Origin of the sequence: Leptospira weilii, assembly GCF_006874765.1 — a bacterium.
GTDB classification, from domain to species: domain Bacteria; phylum Spirochaetota; class Leptospiria; order Leptospirales; family Leptospiraceae; genus Leptospira; species Leptospira weilii.
Map to the genome: position 1 here is coordinate 130,001 of NZ_CP040841.1, position 16,990 is coordinate 146,990.

Sequence of the window (16,990 nt, forward strand, 5' to 3'; positions counted from 1 at the left end):
ACTTTATAAATCTATTCTTAAAATGTGGGAGCTACAACAAATCGCGATTTTACGAACAAATTCTAAAAGTAGGAACTCCCACTTTTGGAAAATCCTTTCTCATTTTCTTAAAATGAACTCACGTTATTACTCGGACGTGTGAAAATGATACTCGAAAATAAGCGGTCGGTTTTGCAAAAGTACAGCGGTTCTCAAAAATTAATCAAATCGGGCAATCCCGACTTTTTAAAGGAAGATTCCAATATTCTAATTTTCGAAATAAGTTTGTCATAGTATTCTATTCGTGCCTTCGAGTAGTAAGTGAATGGTCCAATTGAAAAAATTCCGATGTCTCTCTTCTGCTGAATTTGGCAGATATTTTTATTTACCGATTCAATGATAACTCTTTTTCTTAGGAGAATTTTATCAACTCAAGGCATTCATTGATTCTTCATATTCTTTTTTAATTTTGTAATGAGTTGAATCCCCTTCTCATAAAGACGTTCAAACAGAGGTTGACTGGTGTAATCTCTATCTTCGAAAAATTTATCGTAATTTTACAAAAGGTAGAAAATCAATCTTACAGGATATAGAAGAGAATTGATTCTTTATTTATTTTTGCTAAACGCTTCAATTGGTAATTTTTCAAAACTCTATTGTATGCTTCCATTTGCAACAAACCGATTTGATTTCGATGACGGAATATCAAAGTCCGAAATACAAAAGCTTTGTGCCAACCCGAAAATCAAGTATATCCAGACGAGATCGGCAACTACTGATCCTATAAAATAGAGTACCTTAATTTGAGTACAAATCCCATGTGTTTAGACGCAGAATTTTAGACACTCTATTATGTAGAGATGAGTAATGAACCCTACCTTTCGTTAATAGAGTCGTTGAAAAATTAATTTCTCTATCTATTTCTGCTTCATTGAAATGGACGTTTGAAGCGGTTTTGTTAATCTGAATCATGGGATTTTTCGACAACTCTAATGTAAAAAAATCTGTTAAACCCTTTTTGATGAAGAAAACGAAAATAGATTGGCCAAAAGAATTTGAAGATTTCTCAAAAAGTGGGCTTTTGTCCAGCCTCAAATATTGCAAAACAAATTGGTTTTCTTGTTTTGTGGTAAATGCTGGCATCTGACTCACGGTCTTCAAGCCCAGAAGGCGTCATCTTGTCCAAAGTCGATTCTGTGATTTACTTTTCTTAGTATTTTTCCTTTTCTAAAATGTTCGTTCTGGAATACATTTGATTCTTGTAATTTTATCAATTTTTTTCAAGTCTGTTTATTATTTTATGTACTCTTAATATTGAAATAATTTAAAATCTATTATTTATCATTTTCCAAAAGACAGAACGAGTCTGCTGTCTTTTTCTCACTCGTTTTTTTGGTCATTCAAAGTATTTAACGTTTTATCGAATTTACTTTTGTGTTATTAGTGGTTATTATTTTGATAAAGTAATGATTTGGCATATTGTTGTAAGAATATTATAATAATTTGCTATTTGAAGTGCGGAAGTATTATTTGTTTCCGATGACGGATATTATGCGTTATCTCCGCTGCATGTCGTATTTTTAAGTCTTTTACTAAAGGGTTATGGCGATGACTGAGAAGATCAACAAATCCAAAGATAAAAAAACACGATCCTTTTTTAAACTTATCTCGATTCTTTTTCTAACGTTCAGCTTATTCTTTTTGGAAGCTTGCGCGGCTTGGCCGATTTTTTCGGGCGCTCCCGGTTTACTGGCCGGTAAAAAAGGAGGGGCCAACAATTCTTTTTGGATGCTCTTTTTAGGTGTGAACGATCTGTTTGAATTGGATCAAACCGAAATTGAATTAGATCGAATTGAAATTTCTTCTCCTTCTTCGAGTTTGGCTCGGGGAACCACTGTCCATTTGAATGCGGTCGCTATCTATAAAAACAATACTCATCGGGATATTTCTTCGGAAGGAGCTTGGTCCTCTGCGGATTCAAGTATTCTCAAATTGTTGACTCTATCTCAGTTCAAAGGGATGAATCTCGGCTCTGGAAATGTAAAAGTTGCGTTTCAAGGTAAGAACGCTTCTTCCACATTAACCGTTACATCTGCGGTTTTGTCCGATTTGATTGTCACCTGCGTCAATCAGGGAAGTGTCTTACCGGTGGGAATCGATCGTCAATGCAAATTGGAAGGAATTTTTTCAGATGGCAGCACACAAGTTTTAACCTCCGACCCCGACACGTCTTGGAACATCACTCAATCTTCCGTTGCTGGAGTAAACACCACCGGCCTTGTTTCGGGAATCTCTCCAGGTTCCGCTTCGATTACTGGTTCGTATCATGGTATAACTTCCAGTTTGACCGTTACGGTAAGCGCCGCGACCCTAAGTTCGATCGCCGTGACTCCTGCAAACGCGAGTTATGCTCTCGGTAAAGTGCAACAATATACCGCGATCGGAACCTACAGCAACCAATCTACTCAGGATCTTACAAATCAAGTTTCTTGGGCTTCTTTAAATACGACCGTCGCTACAATCGATAACTCTGCGTCCGCCAAAGGCTTTCTCACTACACAATCTTCAGGCTCTGCAAATGTCACGGCCACTTTAGGCGCGATTACCGGTCAAACCCAGGTTAACGTTACCTCGGCGGTTCTTACAAGTATTACGATTACTCCTGCCAATCCAAGCGTTGCTAACGGAAGAACTTTGTTTTTGACTGCAACTGGAATTTTTTCGGATGGTACGGTTTCCGACATCACAAATCAAGTAACTTGGTCCAGTTCTTTGGCGAGTGTCGCTACTGCGGATAACTCCGCGGGTTTATCCGGTAGAATTACAGGAGTCGGGGTCGGTACTACAAATATCACCGCGGGGATCGGAGGAGTGGATAATACTCTTTCTTTAAGCGTCACGAACGCCGTTTTAGAATCGATTCAGGTGGTTTCCGATTCTTCTTCGATTGCCAGAGGCACGTCCACGTTCGTTCAGGCGATCGGAGTCTATTCGGACGGTTCTTCTCAGAACATTAGCGACCAGGTCGCTTGGAGCAGTTCTAATTCTTCCGTTTTGCAAATCGCCAATTTGAATGCGATTCCGAAACGAGAAGTGCAATCCCCTTCTTCCGGCGGTTTTGGTACGGCAAGGATCACGGCCACTTTGGAAGCGATTTCCTCGCATACGGATATCTCAGTAACTGCGGCAACTTTAATTTCGCTTGAAGTCTCTCCCACAAATCCTTCGGTTGCAGCTGGTCTTACGGTTCCTTTCACTGCCACAGGAGTTTATACGGATGGCAGCAATCAGAATTTGACTTCTCAAGCGACTTGGAATTCTTCTAACACAAATCGAGCCACGATCAGCAACGCCTCGGGTTCCGAAGGTATTGCCTTAGGTTCTTCCGCCGGAACTACGAATATTTCTGCCACGTTAGGTGCCATTACTTCCTCCTCTACGACTCTCACTGTCACAAATGCGGTTTTAAATTCGATCACGATCACCCCGACTCTTCCTTCGATTGCAGGTGGAAGAAGTTTGAATCTTACCGCGACGGGAACTTATTCGGATGGAAATACCCAGGATTTAACTACTTCCGTTGCCTGGACAAGTGTGGATTCTTCCATCGCTTCCGTAGACAACGCTGCGGGTAGACAGGGACAAACAACCGGTGTCGCACAGGGTACGACTCAAATCAGCGCCTTGTTGGGAGGAGTTTCCGCTACGATCAATTTTACGGTGACCGCCGCGGTTTTGGATTCCATTCAGGTTACCTTGGAAGATTCTCCGATTGCGAAAGGTACGTTTACCAGGGCGATCGCGACCGGTGTTTTTTCCGACGGTAGCAATTTGAATATCAGCGATCAGGTCGTTTGGGATAGCTCTCAAACAAATGTGATCCAGCTTGGAATCTTAGAAGCCGGTCCTAAAAAGAAACTGATGAATTCTCCCGCAAACGGAAGTAGTACCACGGGAACTTCAAGAATCACTGCAACTCTCGGTGGGGTGAGCGGATTTGCCGACCTTACCGTAATTGCTCCGAACTTGGTCAGCATTCAGATCGATCCCACTCATCCGAACGTTGCCAACGGTTTATCTCAGAACTTTACTGCTACGGGTGTTTATTCGGACGGTAGCAATCAGAATCTGACCGATTCCGTGACTTGGGCTTCTTCCAATCCGGCTATTGCGACGATCAGTAACGCTTCGGGATCGAACGGTAAGGCGACAATGCTTCAAACGGGATCGACTAATATCAGCGCGAGTTTGGGCCCGGTCACTTCCGATCCGAGTGTTCTTACGGTTACAAGCGCGACTTTAACGAGCATCACGATCGCTCCGACTTCTTCTTTCAATATCGCGAAAGGATTGAATCAAAACTTTGTAGCGACGGGTTATTATACGGACGGTTCATCCAGAGATCTGACGTCTCAGGTGACTTGGACTTCTTCCAATACTTCCACTGCTACGATCAGCAACGCGAGCGGGACTCAAGGAAAAATGACAGCGGTCAATACGGGCTCTACTAACATTTCGGCGTCTTTAGGAGGAACGTCGAGTGCGAATACGAACGTAACAGTGACGGCGGCTGTTTTAAATTCGATTCAGGTTTCGCCCGCTGATATCAGCGTGGCAAAAGGAAACACAAAGGCTTACGCTGCGATCGGAGTGTATTCGGATTCTACAACGTTAGACGTCACGTCTCAGGTGACTTGGACTTCTTCCAATACTTCCATTGCTACGATCAGCAATGCGAGCGGTCACGAAGGTTTGGCTACCACCGTTTCTGCCGGAACGACCACGATTACCGCAACTCTGGGAGCGGTTTCCAATTCCACAAGCCTGACCGTTACGGCCGCCGTACTGGTTTCCCTTTCGGTGGGCCCTACGAATAGCTTTGTTTATATGACACAAACGAAGTATTTTACGGCTACCGGAACATACTCCGATGGAACGATGCAGGACCTGACTACCCAAGTGACTTGGACTTCTTCCGACACGACTCTGGGAACGGTGAGCAACGCTTTCGGAACGGAGGGTAAGGCCACGGGAATTGCGGCCGGAGCCGTGACGATCACTGCCACTCTGGGAAGCATCAGCGGAAATACTTCTTTGTCCGTGATCTTTTTGGATACGGTTGCTCCGACGGTTACGAACGTAGTGGCTTTGACTCCTACTACGGTGAGAATCACGTATTCGGAAAACGTAAACGAGATTCAGGCTAAAACTGCGGCCAATTATAAATTAGCTCTTACGTCGGCTGTGAGTGGAAGTTGTTCGGATAACAGCAACTTTACTTCTACTTCTTCTGTGATTACTGTCTCTTCAGTGAGCGGAAGCGGATCCGTATTCGTTTTAACGCTCGGGTCCTCTCAAACGTCTAACGCTCCTTATACGATTCTAGTCAATAAGTCGGGGGTACAGGACCTTTCCACTAGTCCGAACAATTTGGGTTGTGCGAACTATGGTGACTTCTTAGGACAGGAACAGATCAAAATCGTTTCCGCTTCCTGCGCGAATTCCAGCTCTGTGATCCTGAATTTTTCCAAGGCTCCTAAGTCCGGAAATAACATTTCAGGTTCTGCGGAATGTACCGGTTCTACGGAATGTGCAAGCCGTTACAAAATTGCCGGTGCGAGCGATTTGGGAACGATCAACAGCGCTAAGACGCTGGATGGAATTGTTTGTAACGGAGCGACGGCCGATTCCGCAAAAGTTTGTGTCGTACACAATCTTGTGCAAACGGGCGCACAATATACTATCATTGCCGCGGATTCCGCGGACGGGGATGGGTTCGACAACGCAAGTTGGGGATCAATTCGAAATTCTTTGGATACGGAGAATCTTCAATCTTCTCCGAGAGACAGGGCTTCCTTCCTAGGATGTGGAACTTCTCCCGTAAACTTTGCGGATGGACCGATTTCCATCGATCCGAATTCGTCCACGTTCGGGTATCTCATGGATTTCAACTCTAAGATTTATTCGGGACCGAATAATTCCGGAAACGGGGCACTCAGGTTCGCTTATGACGGAAGCGCTCCCGAATCGGTTCAATTCTCCTTTGAAAAGGATACGACCGCTCAGGATGGTGATCCGACAAATGTGAGTTCGAATATCGCTTCTTCTCGGGAGAATTCGATCGCGATTCCGCCTTACGTAACTCTGGGACATTCCGGATGTACCCCGAACAACGGAACTCTTTCTCTTGGATGTGGTCCGGATAACGAAAGTGGAAGAGGGGCGTTCGTTACGGGAATTCTTTCCAGCGTATCTTATCTTTTTGTCGCAGGTGCGAGAACCGTAGCGGACGGGCTCGGACAATACTTTTTCGATTATCTGTATTATTCCGCAGATCCTTCTTCCAACATGAGTTTCAAATACATAGACCTTGGCTCGATCACGGGGACTTTGACCGCTGGAACTTCTTCGCTGACGGTTCTTAACAATAGAGTGTTTGCCGGTTTTGCGAAATCCAGCAACGACGGAGTCGGGTTGTTCGGAGGACTAAACGCACCTGATTTCGGATTTGTAACCTTCAACTCTGCGGATTCCGGAACCGGATTTTGTACTCCCGGTTCCAACTGTGATGCGTTCGACGGAACCAAAGGCAAAAGAATCCGGATCGATTTCCTTCCTTACTTCGGAGGACCGTCCACGGGTTTATTAGGAATCAATAATAATGCGCATCCAAACTGGGGGTATTATATCGGAGTCGATTCTATGTTCGTATTCAAAAATCGTATCTACGCCGCAAACGGGGGGTTACACGCGGTAGGGCATAACGGATCTATCATACGTTCTACCACGGCCGATCCTACGGCGGCTTGTACGGGTCCCGATTCTTGTTCGAACTGGGTGGAGATCGGGCCAAGAACCAATACGAAATGGCATAACAGCCCGACGAACAACTGGTTCTCTTTGGAGTTGAATCAATTTTACAACTTGATTCCCGGGGACAAAGCTTTTGCACAATTCGCCGAATTCAACAACAACCTTTACGTGACGAGAACTGTCTGCGTTCAAAGTTCTCAGGCGATCGGAATCAGAACGAGCGCGGGAACCGTCGCCGGATGTACGGACGGAACAACTACGAACCGAAGGGCGCAACTCTGGAAGTGTGATCCTACGATTTCGGGAAACACGAGCGAGTGCGACGCGGCGGATTGGTCCGTGGTGGGTGATGACGGAACCGGAATCACAAACATGGGAGATTCGACCAACCGGACGATCACGATGGTGATGAAAAACGGATCTTATCTTTACGTCGGATACGATAATTCGAACGGAATCAGAATTTACAGAACTAACGTAGCCAATCCCGGATCGTCCTCCGCGTCTTGGAGCCAGATCGCGGGGAACGGGCTCACGGACGCGACGAACGTACAACAAATCTACTCGGCGGTTTCCGTACCTTCGGGAAGTATCAATTATATCTACGTAAGCGCGGGAAAAAGCGGAGTGCCAGTTAGGACGTATCGTCAGCAGAACTAAAGGGAAAGGAAAATTCAAAATGAAGAATATTCTAAAAACAAAAAGTTTTAAAATATTGGTTTGCGTTTTATTCGTTCTTTTTTTGGGGGAATGCAGACACGCATGGGTTCGATTTCCGCAGAAGGCCTGTCAGGGTTATCAGAATTCGAGCGAATGCAAGCGGATGATGGAGGAGAAAAGGACAAGAAAGGAAGAACCCGGAAAGATCCATACGATTCACCAGAGGTATTATTTTTTCGGATTATTGCCTACGGAACAGATAGTGGACGTAACGAAATATTGTCCGGAAGGAGGACCAAGATCGGCGCATCAGTTCACTTCTTTTTGGGATGCGATCTGGGAACAATTGACTCTTACGATCTATTCTCCCCAGACCTTGGAGGTAGAATGTTATCCTTAGTCAGAATTTTAGGTTTGTGTCTAACGATTTGTTTTTGTGTAGAGTGTCATTCTACGGTAATCGTTCATAAGGAAAACTCCAAACCTTTGTCGTCGATTCACGCGCCTCCGCCTCCGGAAAAAAGAAACAAACAGGCAAATACGTTTTTCGGGATTTATTCTCTATCGGATAGCGAGGAGGCTTCCTGTCAGGATCTGCCCGGAGAAGTGAGGATGGTTCGTACGATCCCGGATACCCTGATTCATTTTTTTGCGGGACCTTTTTATACCGCGAGGACCGTGGAAGTGTACTGTCCTTCTTGGCAAGATAAGGACGCCGAGGAAAAAAGAAACGAGGTGAAGGCGGTTCCGAAAGAAAATCAAGACGGAAAGGAAGCGGTAAAACCGAACAGCTCTCCCGTGCCGGATCGACCTAAACCGAACGTAGAGCGATTGGAAGCACAGGATATGAGCGAGAATAAGGAAAAACCGAAAGTGAAAAAAAATAACGTATTCGATTCACAATTTTAAACCGAAGTCGAAAGACCAAGAATTGATTGCCTTTCTAGAAGAAAAATAAGAAAGGGATAACAAAGGAAATCCGTTGCTTGGTGTATCTGTCATTCTTTATTTGCTTACGACGATATTCATTGGAGTCGTGGCTTCTCGGTTTGTAAGCGACTCAAAAGACTACGTTCTTGCGGGCAGAAGATTGCCTTTGTTCCTTGCGTCTTCGGCATTGTTCGCAACCTGGTTCGGCTCGGAGACATTGCTCGGCGCGTCTTCCCGCTTTGTCGAGGACGGAATTTTGGGAGTTATCGAGGATCCATTCGGAGCGGCGCTTTGTCTGTTTCTTGTAGGGATTTTCTTTGCAAGGCCGCTCTACAGAATGAATATTCTTACTTTCGGGGATTTTTATAAAAACCGATTTGGAAGAAAAGCGGAGATTCTATCGAGCGTTTTTATGATTCCGTCTTATTTTGGATGGGTTGCCGCTCAGTTTGTTGCGTTGGGAATTATTCTTCATTCTTTGGCGGATCTTCCCGTATCGATCGGAATTTTTGCGGGTGCAGGAGTCGTTTTAGTCTACACTGTAATCGGAGGAATGTGGGCGATTTCTTTTACCGATTTTTTACAGACGATTCTAATCGTATTAGGACTTGCTTATCTAGTTTGGGATTTAAGTTCAAAAGCGGGTGGCATCGACGTAGTGCTTTCATCCGCAAAACCGGGTTTTTTTCGGTTCTTTCCCGAGATGAATTCCAAAAGTATTCTTATGTACGTCGCCGCTTGGATGACGATCGGACTCGGATCGATTCCTCAACAGGATATCTTTCAAAGAGTGATGGCTTCCAAATCGGAAAGAGTCGCTGTTTATTCTTCCTTATTAGGGTCTTTCTTTTACTTGAGTGTGGCGTTTCTGCCGTTGCTGGCAGTTCTTTACGCGAAAAAAATATATCCGGAGATAGCGAAAGAAGACGCGCAGATGATTCTTCCGAAAACGGTGCTCGCACACACGGGACTTTTTACACAGATCCTGTTTTTCGGGGCCTTGTTGTCCGCGGTAATGAGTACGGCAAGCGGAGCGATACTTGCTTCCGCTTCGATTTTAGGCGAGAATTTGGTTCGTCCCTTCCTCAAAAAACCGGATGAGAAAACTCTGCTTCGAGTATTGAGAATTTCAGTCGTGGCAATTACATTAGTTTCCCTTTCTATGGCAAATACGAAGAGTAATATTTATGAGCTTGTGTCTCAGGCTTCCGCTTTGAGTCTTGTTTCCTTATTTGTTCCGCTTGTAGCGGGTCTTTTTCGAAAAAATTCGACTTCAACCGGCGCGGTACTTTCCATGGTCGTCGGATTTTGCGTATGGCTTTTTTGTAATGTACTTTCTTTGGAAATTCCGGCTTCGATTCCCGGATTGGTATCGAGTTGGTTTGCGTTGTTGTTGGGCGATTTGATGGAACGTCGCGGTTGCGGATTGAAATAGAATAGCGAGAATCTACAAAAAGAAAGATACCATTGAAACTTTTTCGAATCAACATGAAGCATAAATGGCGATCTAGTAAATTCAAATAATTTCTTTCCATTCAAGCGGACTTTGTTTGAAGATGGCAAAATACGAATTTGGAGAGTTAAATGGCTCCTATTTTAGACGATTCCATCGCATTGGAAAAAAAACAAGAGATTCAAAAGAAATTCGGCGGAGTGTTTCAAGGTCTTTGGTTTGAGGAAGAGATTTGTTTTGCGATTGCGGGAGGAGGATGTAAAGCGTTTTACGGATTGGGTTTTGGTCACGAGATGAAATCTTGGGGATTGAAATTCAGGGAAGTTTCCGGAGTGTCGGCGGGAGCCGCTATGGTTCTTTGTTTGATCTGTGGGGACGAGGAAGAATGTGTTTCCTTTTTCGAAAACATAGTCCGAAAAAATCCGGCTAATTTCTATCTCAGCCGTCTTTTTAAAGGGGAACGCGTGTTCCCGCACGAAGAAATGTATCGAAAGACGATTCGTTTCGGGATGGATTTTCAGAAAATCGTCAAATCTGGAATCAAGGTGTTCATTCATACTTTAAAAGCGATTCCTAAAGAGGATTCTTTAAGGAATAAATTCAGGCTCGCAAGATTGATTGCGGAAACCGCAAAAGCGTTTCTCGAGGACGAGAGAGATAAAAAGCGCGGTTTGAATACGGGAAGAATGCAAAGAGTACTCAGAAAATGGAATATGAAAGAAGTTTTATTTACGGAAAAGGATTTCGACGATGAAAAAGCAGTGGAACAGATTATTCTAAATTCTTCTTCGGTTCCTCCCGTCGTTTCCGTTCAGAGCCACGGAAACGAATATTATTTCGATGGGGGACTTACCAACAATCTTCTTTTGGAGGTGTTTCCTCCGGATAAAAAGACGATCGGAGTTTATTATGAACCGACTACGATTGTCGGAAAAGATCCTAAACTTTTAGAAAGGTGTTATTTGCAAACTCCATCCGAACCTTTACCAATTACTTCTTTCGATTATACCGATCCGAACGGAGTGAGAAGGGCCTATGAACTCGGGAAACGGGACGCTCGGTTGAACAAGGATAAAATTTTCGAATATCTGAAAAAGGATTGGGCGAAAGCGGCTTTTTTCTTAAAGTCCAAGTAGATCCATATTGAAATGATAGGGTTTAACGATGTTGAGCCTCAAAGTTCGAAGTAATCTAACCCAAAACCATTCGATCTTATCAAAATCTCCTCGGATCGCTGCAATTGTTCCTACGTTTTAAGGCTTTGAGACGGGCTATTCGTTTTAGATTGATAAATTGCGATTGTTCTTTCGTCCTTTCCTCGAAAACAAGTATATTTATGATACAAGAACTTCAGTTTCGCGTCGTTCCGGAAGTCGCGGGACGGGAAGAGGCTCTCAAGACGCATATTTCTAAAACTCTAAATATAAACATACAAGAGATTCGTCATATTGAAATATTGAATCGCTCCATGGATGCGAGACAAAGGACCGTCTATTTTAATTTAAAAGTTTTGGTTTTTATTCGAGAGGACTTTGTCGAAAAGCCGATCATTCTTCCGGATTTTCCAAATGTATCTCATTCGAAAGAAGTGATCGTAATTGGCGCCGGACCTGCCGGACTTTTTGCCTCTCTTCAATTGATCTTATCCGGTTTTAAACCGATTCTTTTGGAAAGAGGAAAGGACGTAATGAGACGTCCTTTTGATCTGAAGGAAATAAACGTTCGTCATAACGTAAACGAAGATTCGAATTATTGTTTTGGAGAAGGCGGAGCCGGAACTTACTCGGACGGTAAGCTCTATACGAGATCCAAGAAAAGAGGGAACGTTCGTCAGATTCTGGAGTTACTCGTAGGTTTCGGCGCAAACAAAGATATTTTGGTGGAAGCGCACCCTCATATCGGAACCAACAAACTTCCCAAAATCGTAAAAAGTATTCGAGAAAAAATCGTGGAGATGGGCGGAGAGGTCCACTTTGAAAAGAGAGTAACCGATTTTCTGTTAAACGGAAATCAAATTCAAGGTGTGCTTACCAAAGACGGAGATAAATTCCATTCAAAAAATGTAATTCTTGCCACGGGACATTCGGCGAGAGACATCTTCGAGTTATTGTATCGGAAAGGAATCGAACTAAAACTCAAGCCGATTGCCGTCGGCGTTCGAGTGGAACATCGTCAGTCTCTGATCGATTCCATTCAATACAATTGTGAGGTTCGAAATCCTTATCTTCCGCCTTCTCCTTACAGTATCGCAAAGCAAGTGGATGGGAGGGGTGTATATTCTTTTTGTATGTGTCCGGGAGGGGTAATCGCGGCCTGCGCCACAAAACCGGAAGAAATCGTCACGAACGGTTGGTCTTCGTCGAAAAGGGCAAGGCCTTCCGCAAATTCCGGAATCGTAGTCGAATTGAAGATGAAAGACTTTAAACCTTTCTCCAAATACGGTCCTCTCGCTGCGATGGAGTTTCAAAAAGAGATCGAACGAAAGGCTTGGATTGCGGGAGGTCGTACACAAAAGGCTCCGGCGCAAAAGCTCGTAGACTTTGTGCAAGGAAAGGTATCTTTGGATCTTCCGAAAACTTCCTATGCTCCGGGAATTACATCCGTTGCATTGCGGGAAATTCTTCCGGATTTTGTTTGTCAATCCTTACAAAAAGGTTTTCAGGAATTTGATCGTACTATGAAAGGGTATCTTACAAATGAGGCGGTAGTTCACGCTCCGGAGACGAGGACATCTTCCCCCGTTTGTATTCCTAGGGATTCAAATACTCTACAACATGTTCGAATTCAGGGTCTTTATCCTTGCGGAGAAGGTGCGGGTTATGCGGGAGGAATTGTATCTGCCGCAATGGACGGGATTCGATCCGCGAACGCTTGCGTTTCTTCAATCGGGTGAATTGTTTTAAGAACCGGTCCAAAACCTCAAAGGAAATTTGTAAGAGCTCCTACAGATTTTGTCTTTTGGTGCTTATTGGACTTTTTGAGTAATTTTTTCGTAGTCTAAAGCGCAAGGAGCTCCTACATTTTCAGATTTTAAAACAGGCTTTAAGTCGAAACGGACTCGATTTTATCCTTTCGAATTTGCTTTTTAATTTTGGTAAAATGTTTGGAAATGGATCATAAATTCATAAATTGTTTGTTGAGTGTTTCCAGATCTCGGATCAGATCCGCCGGTTTCGGCTGAATTGTTTTAGCCAGCTTCATACCGTCGTCTATCAACTCGAGAATTAACTTTTTCTCGGAAATTGCGCGTGCGGAAGGCATGGACTTTCTTTCGTTTCTATAAATGGAAGCTTTTTCGTCAATGATAGAGACGATTTTATTCAACGCGTGAATTTTTGCCTGTTCTTCTCCCATAAAATCCTCCTTCTTTTTGAAAGTCTAGGGAATTTGAAATTATAGGAAAGCTTATTTTAAAAAACGTTTCCGCAGAGCGGCCATTAGAGTGTCTTTTTCCAACCAAAGAAGAAGGCTACAAATGATCGTATTCCCTAAGGCCAATAAGAATAATAATCCGCCGTCGTTTTCCTGTTCGATTCCGATCACGAATACATGAGAAAAAATGGCGCCGGACATAAGCCCAAGTCCGAGAAAGGAGCCAAGCCAATTCCAACCCGGTAGAAACAAAAGAATCGAAGCGACAAGTTCTAAAATTCCGGTTCCGATTCTCCCCCAAGGTTCCACTCCGAGTTTGGAAAAAATCGCGACTGACTCAGAAGCTCCGGTGAACTTATACAAGAGAGTTTGTAAAAGTATGAACGCTACAATCGCGCGAAGGCAATACAAAAGCAGTTTCTTTTTGGAAAAGTGGGAAATAGACAAGAAGGCGCTCCTGGAAATTCCAAGTGTTTCTTCGAGTCCGTAAAAAAACGGTTACACTTGAAAAGAATTTTTATTCAAGTTCCGATACGTTGTATAGTCCGTAAAACTTTTTGAAATTGGTCGCTTGATTGAGCATTGCTTGCGTTAGGGAATTTCTCTAAACCTTTCATAAGATTTGGAATCGGATTTTGAAAGCGGTACCAATCTTGTAGAGGAAGAAATAGATGAAAATCTTTCATTCGGTCGAAAAACTTTTTGAACCTCGATGGATTCTTATCTAAAAATCGAATTTACCGTTCTTGGAAAATTCATTATACTAAAAGATCAATTTTGTGACTCGCAAGTCTGTATCTCGGAATGCCGGAAACGTTGTATCGACAACAAGGATGCCGCAAGTGATTAAAGATCAAATTCAATTGGGAAAATTAAAAATCAAATCTTTCGTTGAAAAGATAAAAAAGAAATTCGAATTTCTCGCCGACTTTAAGAATCTTTTTTACCTCGGAATCCGAGCTAAACTTGCTCTTTTTACGGGAACTTTGATCGCATTTACGGTTATGATCCTTTCCGCGATAGACGTTCATCAGCAGACCGAAATTCTCACCCGAAGTTACGAAAAAGAAGCGGCGATCTCCAGGCATTATATTTCCGGTTTAGTGCTCGAGTTGGAGAATATTTCCAGTAGTTTGATTCGAGTGGAATCCTTTCGGGAAAAAGTCAAACGTCAAAGTCAGGCGCTACGCAAATATAGAACGAAAGTAGTCACTCAGGAAACGAAAGAAATCAGCCTTTTCGGGTTTAAAACGAAACTGTTCGGGGTTCTAGGAAAGGAACGTAAGTCGTCCATTAAGGATACGTACTATTCTGTTTATCTTTCCAAAGCCGACATCGACGAGCTCGAAAAAAATACCAAATTTCTACTCAAGGATCCAAGCGGTCTTGCAATTACAGACGCGATGTTTTCCAAACTCAAAAATATGGCGCATCAGGTCGCGGTGTTGGAAGCGGATTTGAACGAACAAAAACAAAAATGGGATGAGTTGCGTTCTCAGGGAAAAGCTTCCGAAAAAGAAAAACAGAATCTTGAGAGCGGAATGGACAATCTGAAAAAGGGAATCGAAAAAGCCAGAAATCATCTGGATCATTCCGTTCTCGAACTTGCACTTCCGAAACAACATCGAAAGATTGACGAGCTTGGACTTAACATGTCTCAGTATAGAATTCAGACTTTTCCGGTGATCTCCCATCAGATCAAAGAAAATTTGAATCCTTCTTTCGATACGAAAATTTTTAAACCGGATGTTCCGATCAATTCGAACATTTTTATGCAAGATATCGATGTGAACCTAAAGGCTTCCATTGCAAAAATTCTTTCTTTGGATTTCTCACAGGATACGAATCAAAATTCGTACACGATCGGTAAAATGGAATTGCAAACCTTGTATTCCCCGATTTTTAGAAATCAAAGCTCTACCGAACGAGCTGACCGACTTAAGGGAGAGCTGCCGGATTTTGCGAAACATTATCTGCAACAGGATGCAAATATTGCGATGAAGATTCGAGATTTGGTGCCTTCTTTGAGAAAAAGAATTCAGGAATTGAAAGGGAAAAAACCTCCGATGCCTCCTTTCAAGGATAAAACTTTCAACGATCTTTACGTTCGTTATTCCAAACTGATCGATGAGAGGGAAGCCGGGTTCGAAGCGTTTCGAAACCGATACTCCGAAGATAAAAAAGATTTTGCGGAAGCAGCGCAGAAACTCAAAACGGGAAAACAAAAACATCCGGTTAAAACGGAAGTTTTCTTTCCGATTCAAAGCGAGAGCGATATCCTCATCGACGCGTTAGGCGCACTTAGGAATGCGGGATTAGAAGATCTGATCGTATTACGGTTTAGCCAGAATTCCGGAAATTATTCCGATTATCTAAAGTATCCTTCGGAACAGAATTTATCCAAACAAAGATGGAAAGCGATTCGAGAATGGATTTATTCGGGTAAAAGCGAAACTCCGACCCCGCAACTGAAAAGATTGATTTCTCACGGAATCCTAGCGAACTCAAGAGGAGAAGCCGAAGAGATTCTTTGGAACTTGGATTCCAAACCTCTTTTTTCCGAATCGGTAGAAGGAGTCAGTTCCGCGATTTTATCCGCAAACCTTTCCGGAATTTCAAGAACGATTGTGGATCGTACCGAAGGTCTAGAAATAATTCAAAAGAATAAAAATTCCACAATCGCAACCGCCTTGTTGATTTGTGTCGCCGCGCTTGTTATTGCGATTTTAATATCCGGTTTTGTGGTTCAAAAGATCAAACGAATCATCCTTCACGCTAAGGAAGTCGGTCAAGGAAATCTGGAAGTCCGATTTGAACGTGGCGGTAAGGACGAATTCGGAACTCTTACGGTGGCTCTGAACTCCATGGTGACCGGTTTGAAGGAAAGAGAAAAAATCAAAAATATTCTCGGGACTATGATCGATCCGGTCGTTGTCAGAGAAGCTATGGTGGATCTGGCGGCGCTTAAACGGGGAAGTGAGAAAAGAGTCACAGCTTTTTTTTCCGACGTAGCAAATTTTTCGAATATTAGTGAAAAGTTAACTTCTGTGGAATTAGCGTCTTTGTTAAACGAATATCTTTCGGCGATGACGTTGATCCTGAAAAAACACGAGGGAGTCTTAGATAAATACATCGGGGACGCCATTGTGGGAATTTTCAACGCGCCCGTGGAAGTGGACAAACATTGCCTCAAGGCGGCGCGAGCCTCGGTTGAAATGATAGAAACTCTCGAAAAACTCAGACAGGAATGGAAAGGAAAGAAAGCCTATATTTTGGAAGCGCAAGAGATGCAGATTCGAATCGGACTCAACACGGGACTTGCGAAAGTGGGATTTATGGGAACCGATTCCATTTCGGCGTATACGATGATGGGCGATACGGTGAATCTTGCCGCGCGACTTGAAGCCGCCGGTAAAGATTACGGAGTTAATATTCTTGTGAGTGAGCACGTTCAACGCGAGATCAAGGACGAATTTTTTACAAGACTTCTGGATGTTGTCCGGGTCAAAGGAAAAAACGAACCCGTACTTCTCTACGAACTCATCGGAAGACAGGATAACGTGCCCGAAAGAGTGGAAGCTTCCGTGTTAGAATTCTCCAAAGGTTTCGAGGCGTATCTCAATCGGGAATGGTCTTTAGCGCAGGAACTACTCGAAAGTTCTCAGATCACCAGGGGGAGCAAGGATAAGGCGGCGGTTCTTCTCATAGATCGTTGCGAAGAATACAAATTGAATCCTCCGGAAAGAACTTGGGACGGAGTGTATACTAGAACTCATAAATGAG

General features: G+C 43.5%; 10 protein-coding genes and 1 pseudogene. 7 read left to right on the forward strand and 4 right to left on the reverse strand.

Annotated features, from left to right (window positions below):
• Nucleotides 1-267: 267 nt before the first annotated feature.
• Nucleotides 268-533, reverse strand: a pseudogene (locus tag FHG67_RS22530) (transposase); the annotation flags it as partial.
• 244 nt (nucleotides 534-777) lie between these two features.
• Nucleotides 778-1,122: a hypothetical protein gene (locus FHG67_RS21920; RefSeq protein ID WP_036058927.1), complete on the reverse strand. Its 345-nt coding sequence runs from the start codon at nucleotides 1,120-1,122 to the stop codon at nucleotides 778-780.
• 465 nt (nucleotides 1,123-1,587) lie between these two features.
• On the opposite strand from FHG67_RS21920, the gene FHG67_RS20155 reads away from it, so the two are divergent.
• From FHG67_RS20155 to FHG67_RS20180, 6 genes are all read left to right on the forward strand, one after another.
• A complete protein-coding gene (locus FHG67_RS20155) occupies nucleotides 1,588-7,452 on the forward strand; it encodes a beta strand repeat-containing protein (protein ID WP_142499939.1) in 5,865 nt (1,954 codons plus the stop codon).
• Between the two features lie 19 nt (nucleotides 7,453-7,471).
• Nucleotides 7,472-7,852: a Bor/Iss family lipoprotein gene (locus tag FHG67_RS20160; RefSeq protein WP_004496664.1), complete on the forward strand. Its 381-nt coding sequence runs from the start codon at nucleotides 7,472-7,474 to the stop codon at nucleotides 7,850-7,852.
• On the forward strand, nucleotides 7,840-8,361 hold the full coding sequence (locus tag FHG67_RS20165; RefSeq protein ID WP_002630108.1) for an LIC_10461 domain-containing protein: 522 nt from the start codon (nucleotides 7,840-7,842) through the stop codon (nucleotides 8,359-8,361). The genes FHG67_RS20160 and FHG67_RS20165 overlap by 13 nt, the downstream gene beginning before the upstream one ends.
• Nucleotides 8,362-8,434: 73 nt before the next feature.
• Nucleotides 8,435-9,817: a high affinity choline transporter 1 gene (locus FHG67_RS20170; RefSeq protein ID WP_036075524.1), complete on the forward strand. Its 1,383-nt coding sequence runs from the start codon at nucleotides 8,435-8,437 to the stop codon at nucleotides 9,815-9,817.
• Between the two features lie 149 nt (nucleotides 9,818-9,966).
• Complete coding sequence (locus tag FHG67_RS20175; RefSeq protein WP_004500827.1) at nucleotides 9,967-10,971, forward strand: patatin-like phospholipase family protein; 1,005 nt, start codon at nucleotides 9,967-9,969, stop codon at nucleotides 10,969-10,971.
• Between the two features lie 200 nt (nucleotides 10,972-11,171).
• Nucleotides 11,172-12,728 carry an FAD-dependent protein gene (locus FHG67_RS20180; RefSeq protein ID WP_004496651.1) on the forward strand — a complete coding sequence of 519 codons (1,557 nt, stop codon included), beginning with the start codon at nucleotides 11,172-11,174 and terminating at the stop codon, nucleotides 12,726-12,728.
• Nucleotides 12,729-12,949: 221 nt separating this feature from the next.
• Here the strand turns inward: FHG67_RS20180 and FHG67_RS20185 are convergent, their stop codons facing one another.
• Together FHG67_RS20185 and FHG67_RS20190 are read right to left on the reverse strand one after the other, a co-directional pair.
• Nucleotides 12,950-13,189 (reverse strand): hypothetical protein, encoded by a 240-nt coding sequence (locus FHG67_RS20185; RefSeq protein WP_002630110.1) that lies wholly within the window; start codon nucleotides 13,187-13,189, stop codon nucleotides 12,950-12,952.
• Nucleotides 13,190-13,240: 51 nt separating this feature from the next.
• Nucleotides 13,241-13,654, reverse strand: coding sequence for a DoxX family protein (locus FHG67_RS20190; RefSeq protein WP_004496640.1), 414 nt, complete (start codon nucleotides 13,652-13,654; stop codon nucleotides 13,241-13,243).
• A gap of 386 nt (nucleotides 13,655-14,040) precedes the next feature.
• On the opposite strand from FHG67_RS20190, the gene FHG67_RS20195 reads away from it, so the two are divergent.
• Nucleotides 14,041-16,989 carry an adenylate/guanylate cyclase domain-containing protein gene (locus tag FHG67_RS20195; RefSeq protein ID WP_051017929.1) on the forward strand — a complete coding sequence of 983 codons (2,949 nt, stop codon included), beginning with the start codon at nucleotides 14,041-14,043 and terminating at the stop codon, nucleotides 16,987-16,989.
• Nucleotide 16,990 lies beyond the last annotated feature (1 nt).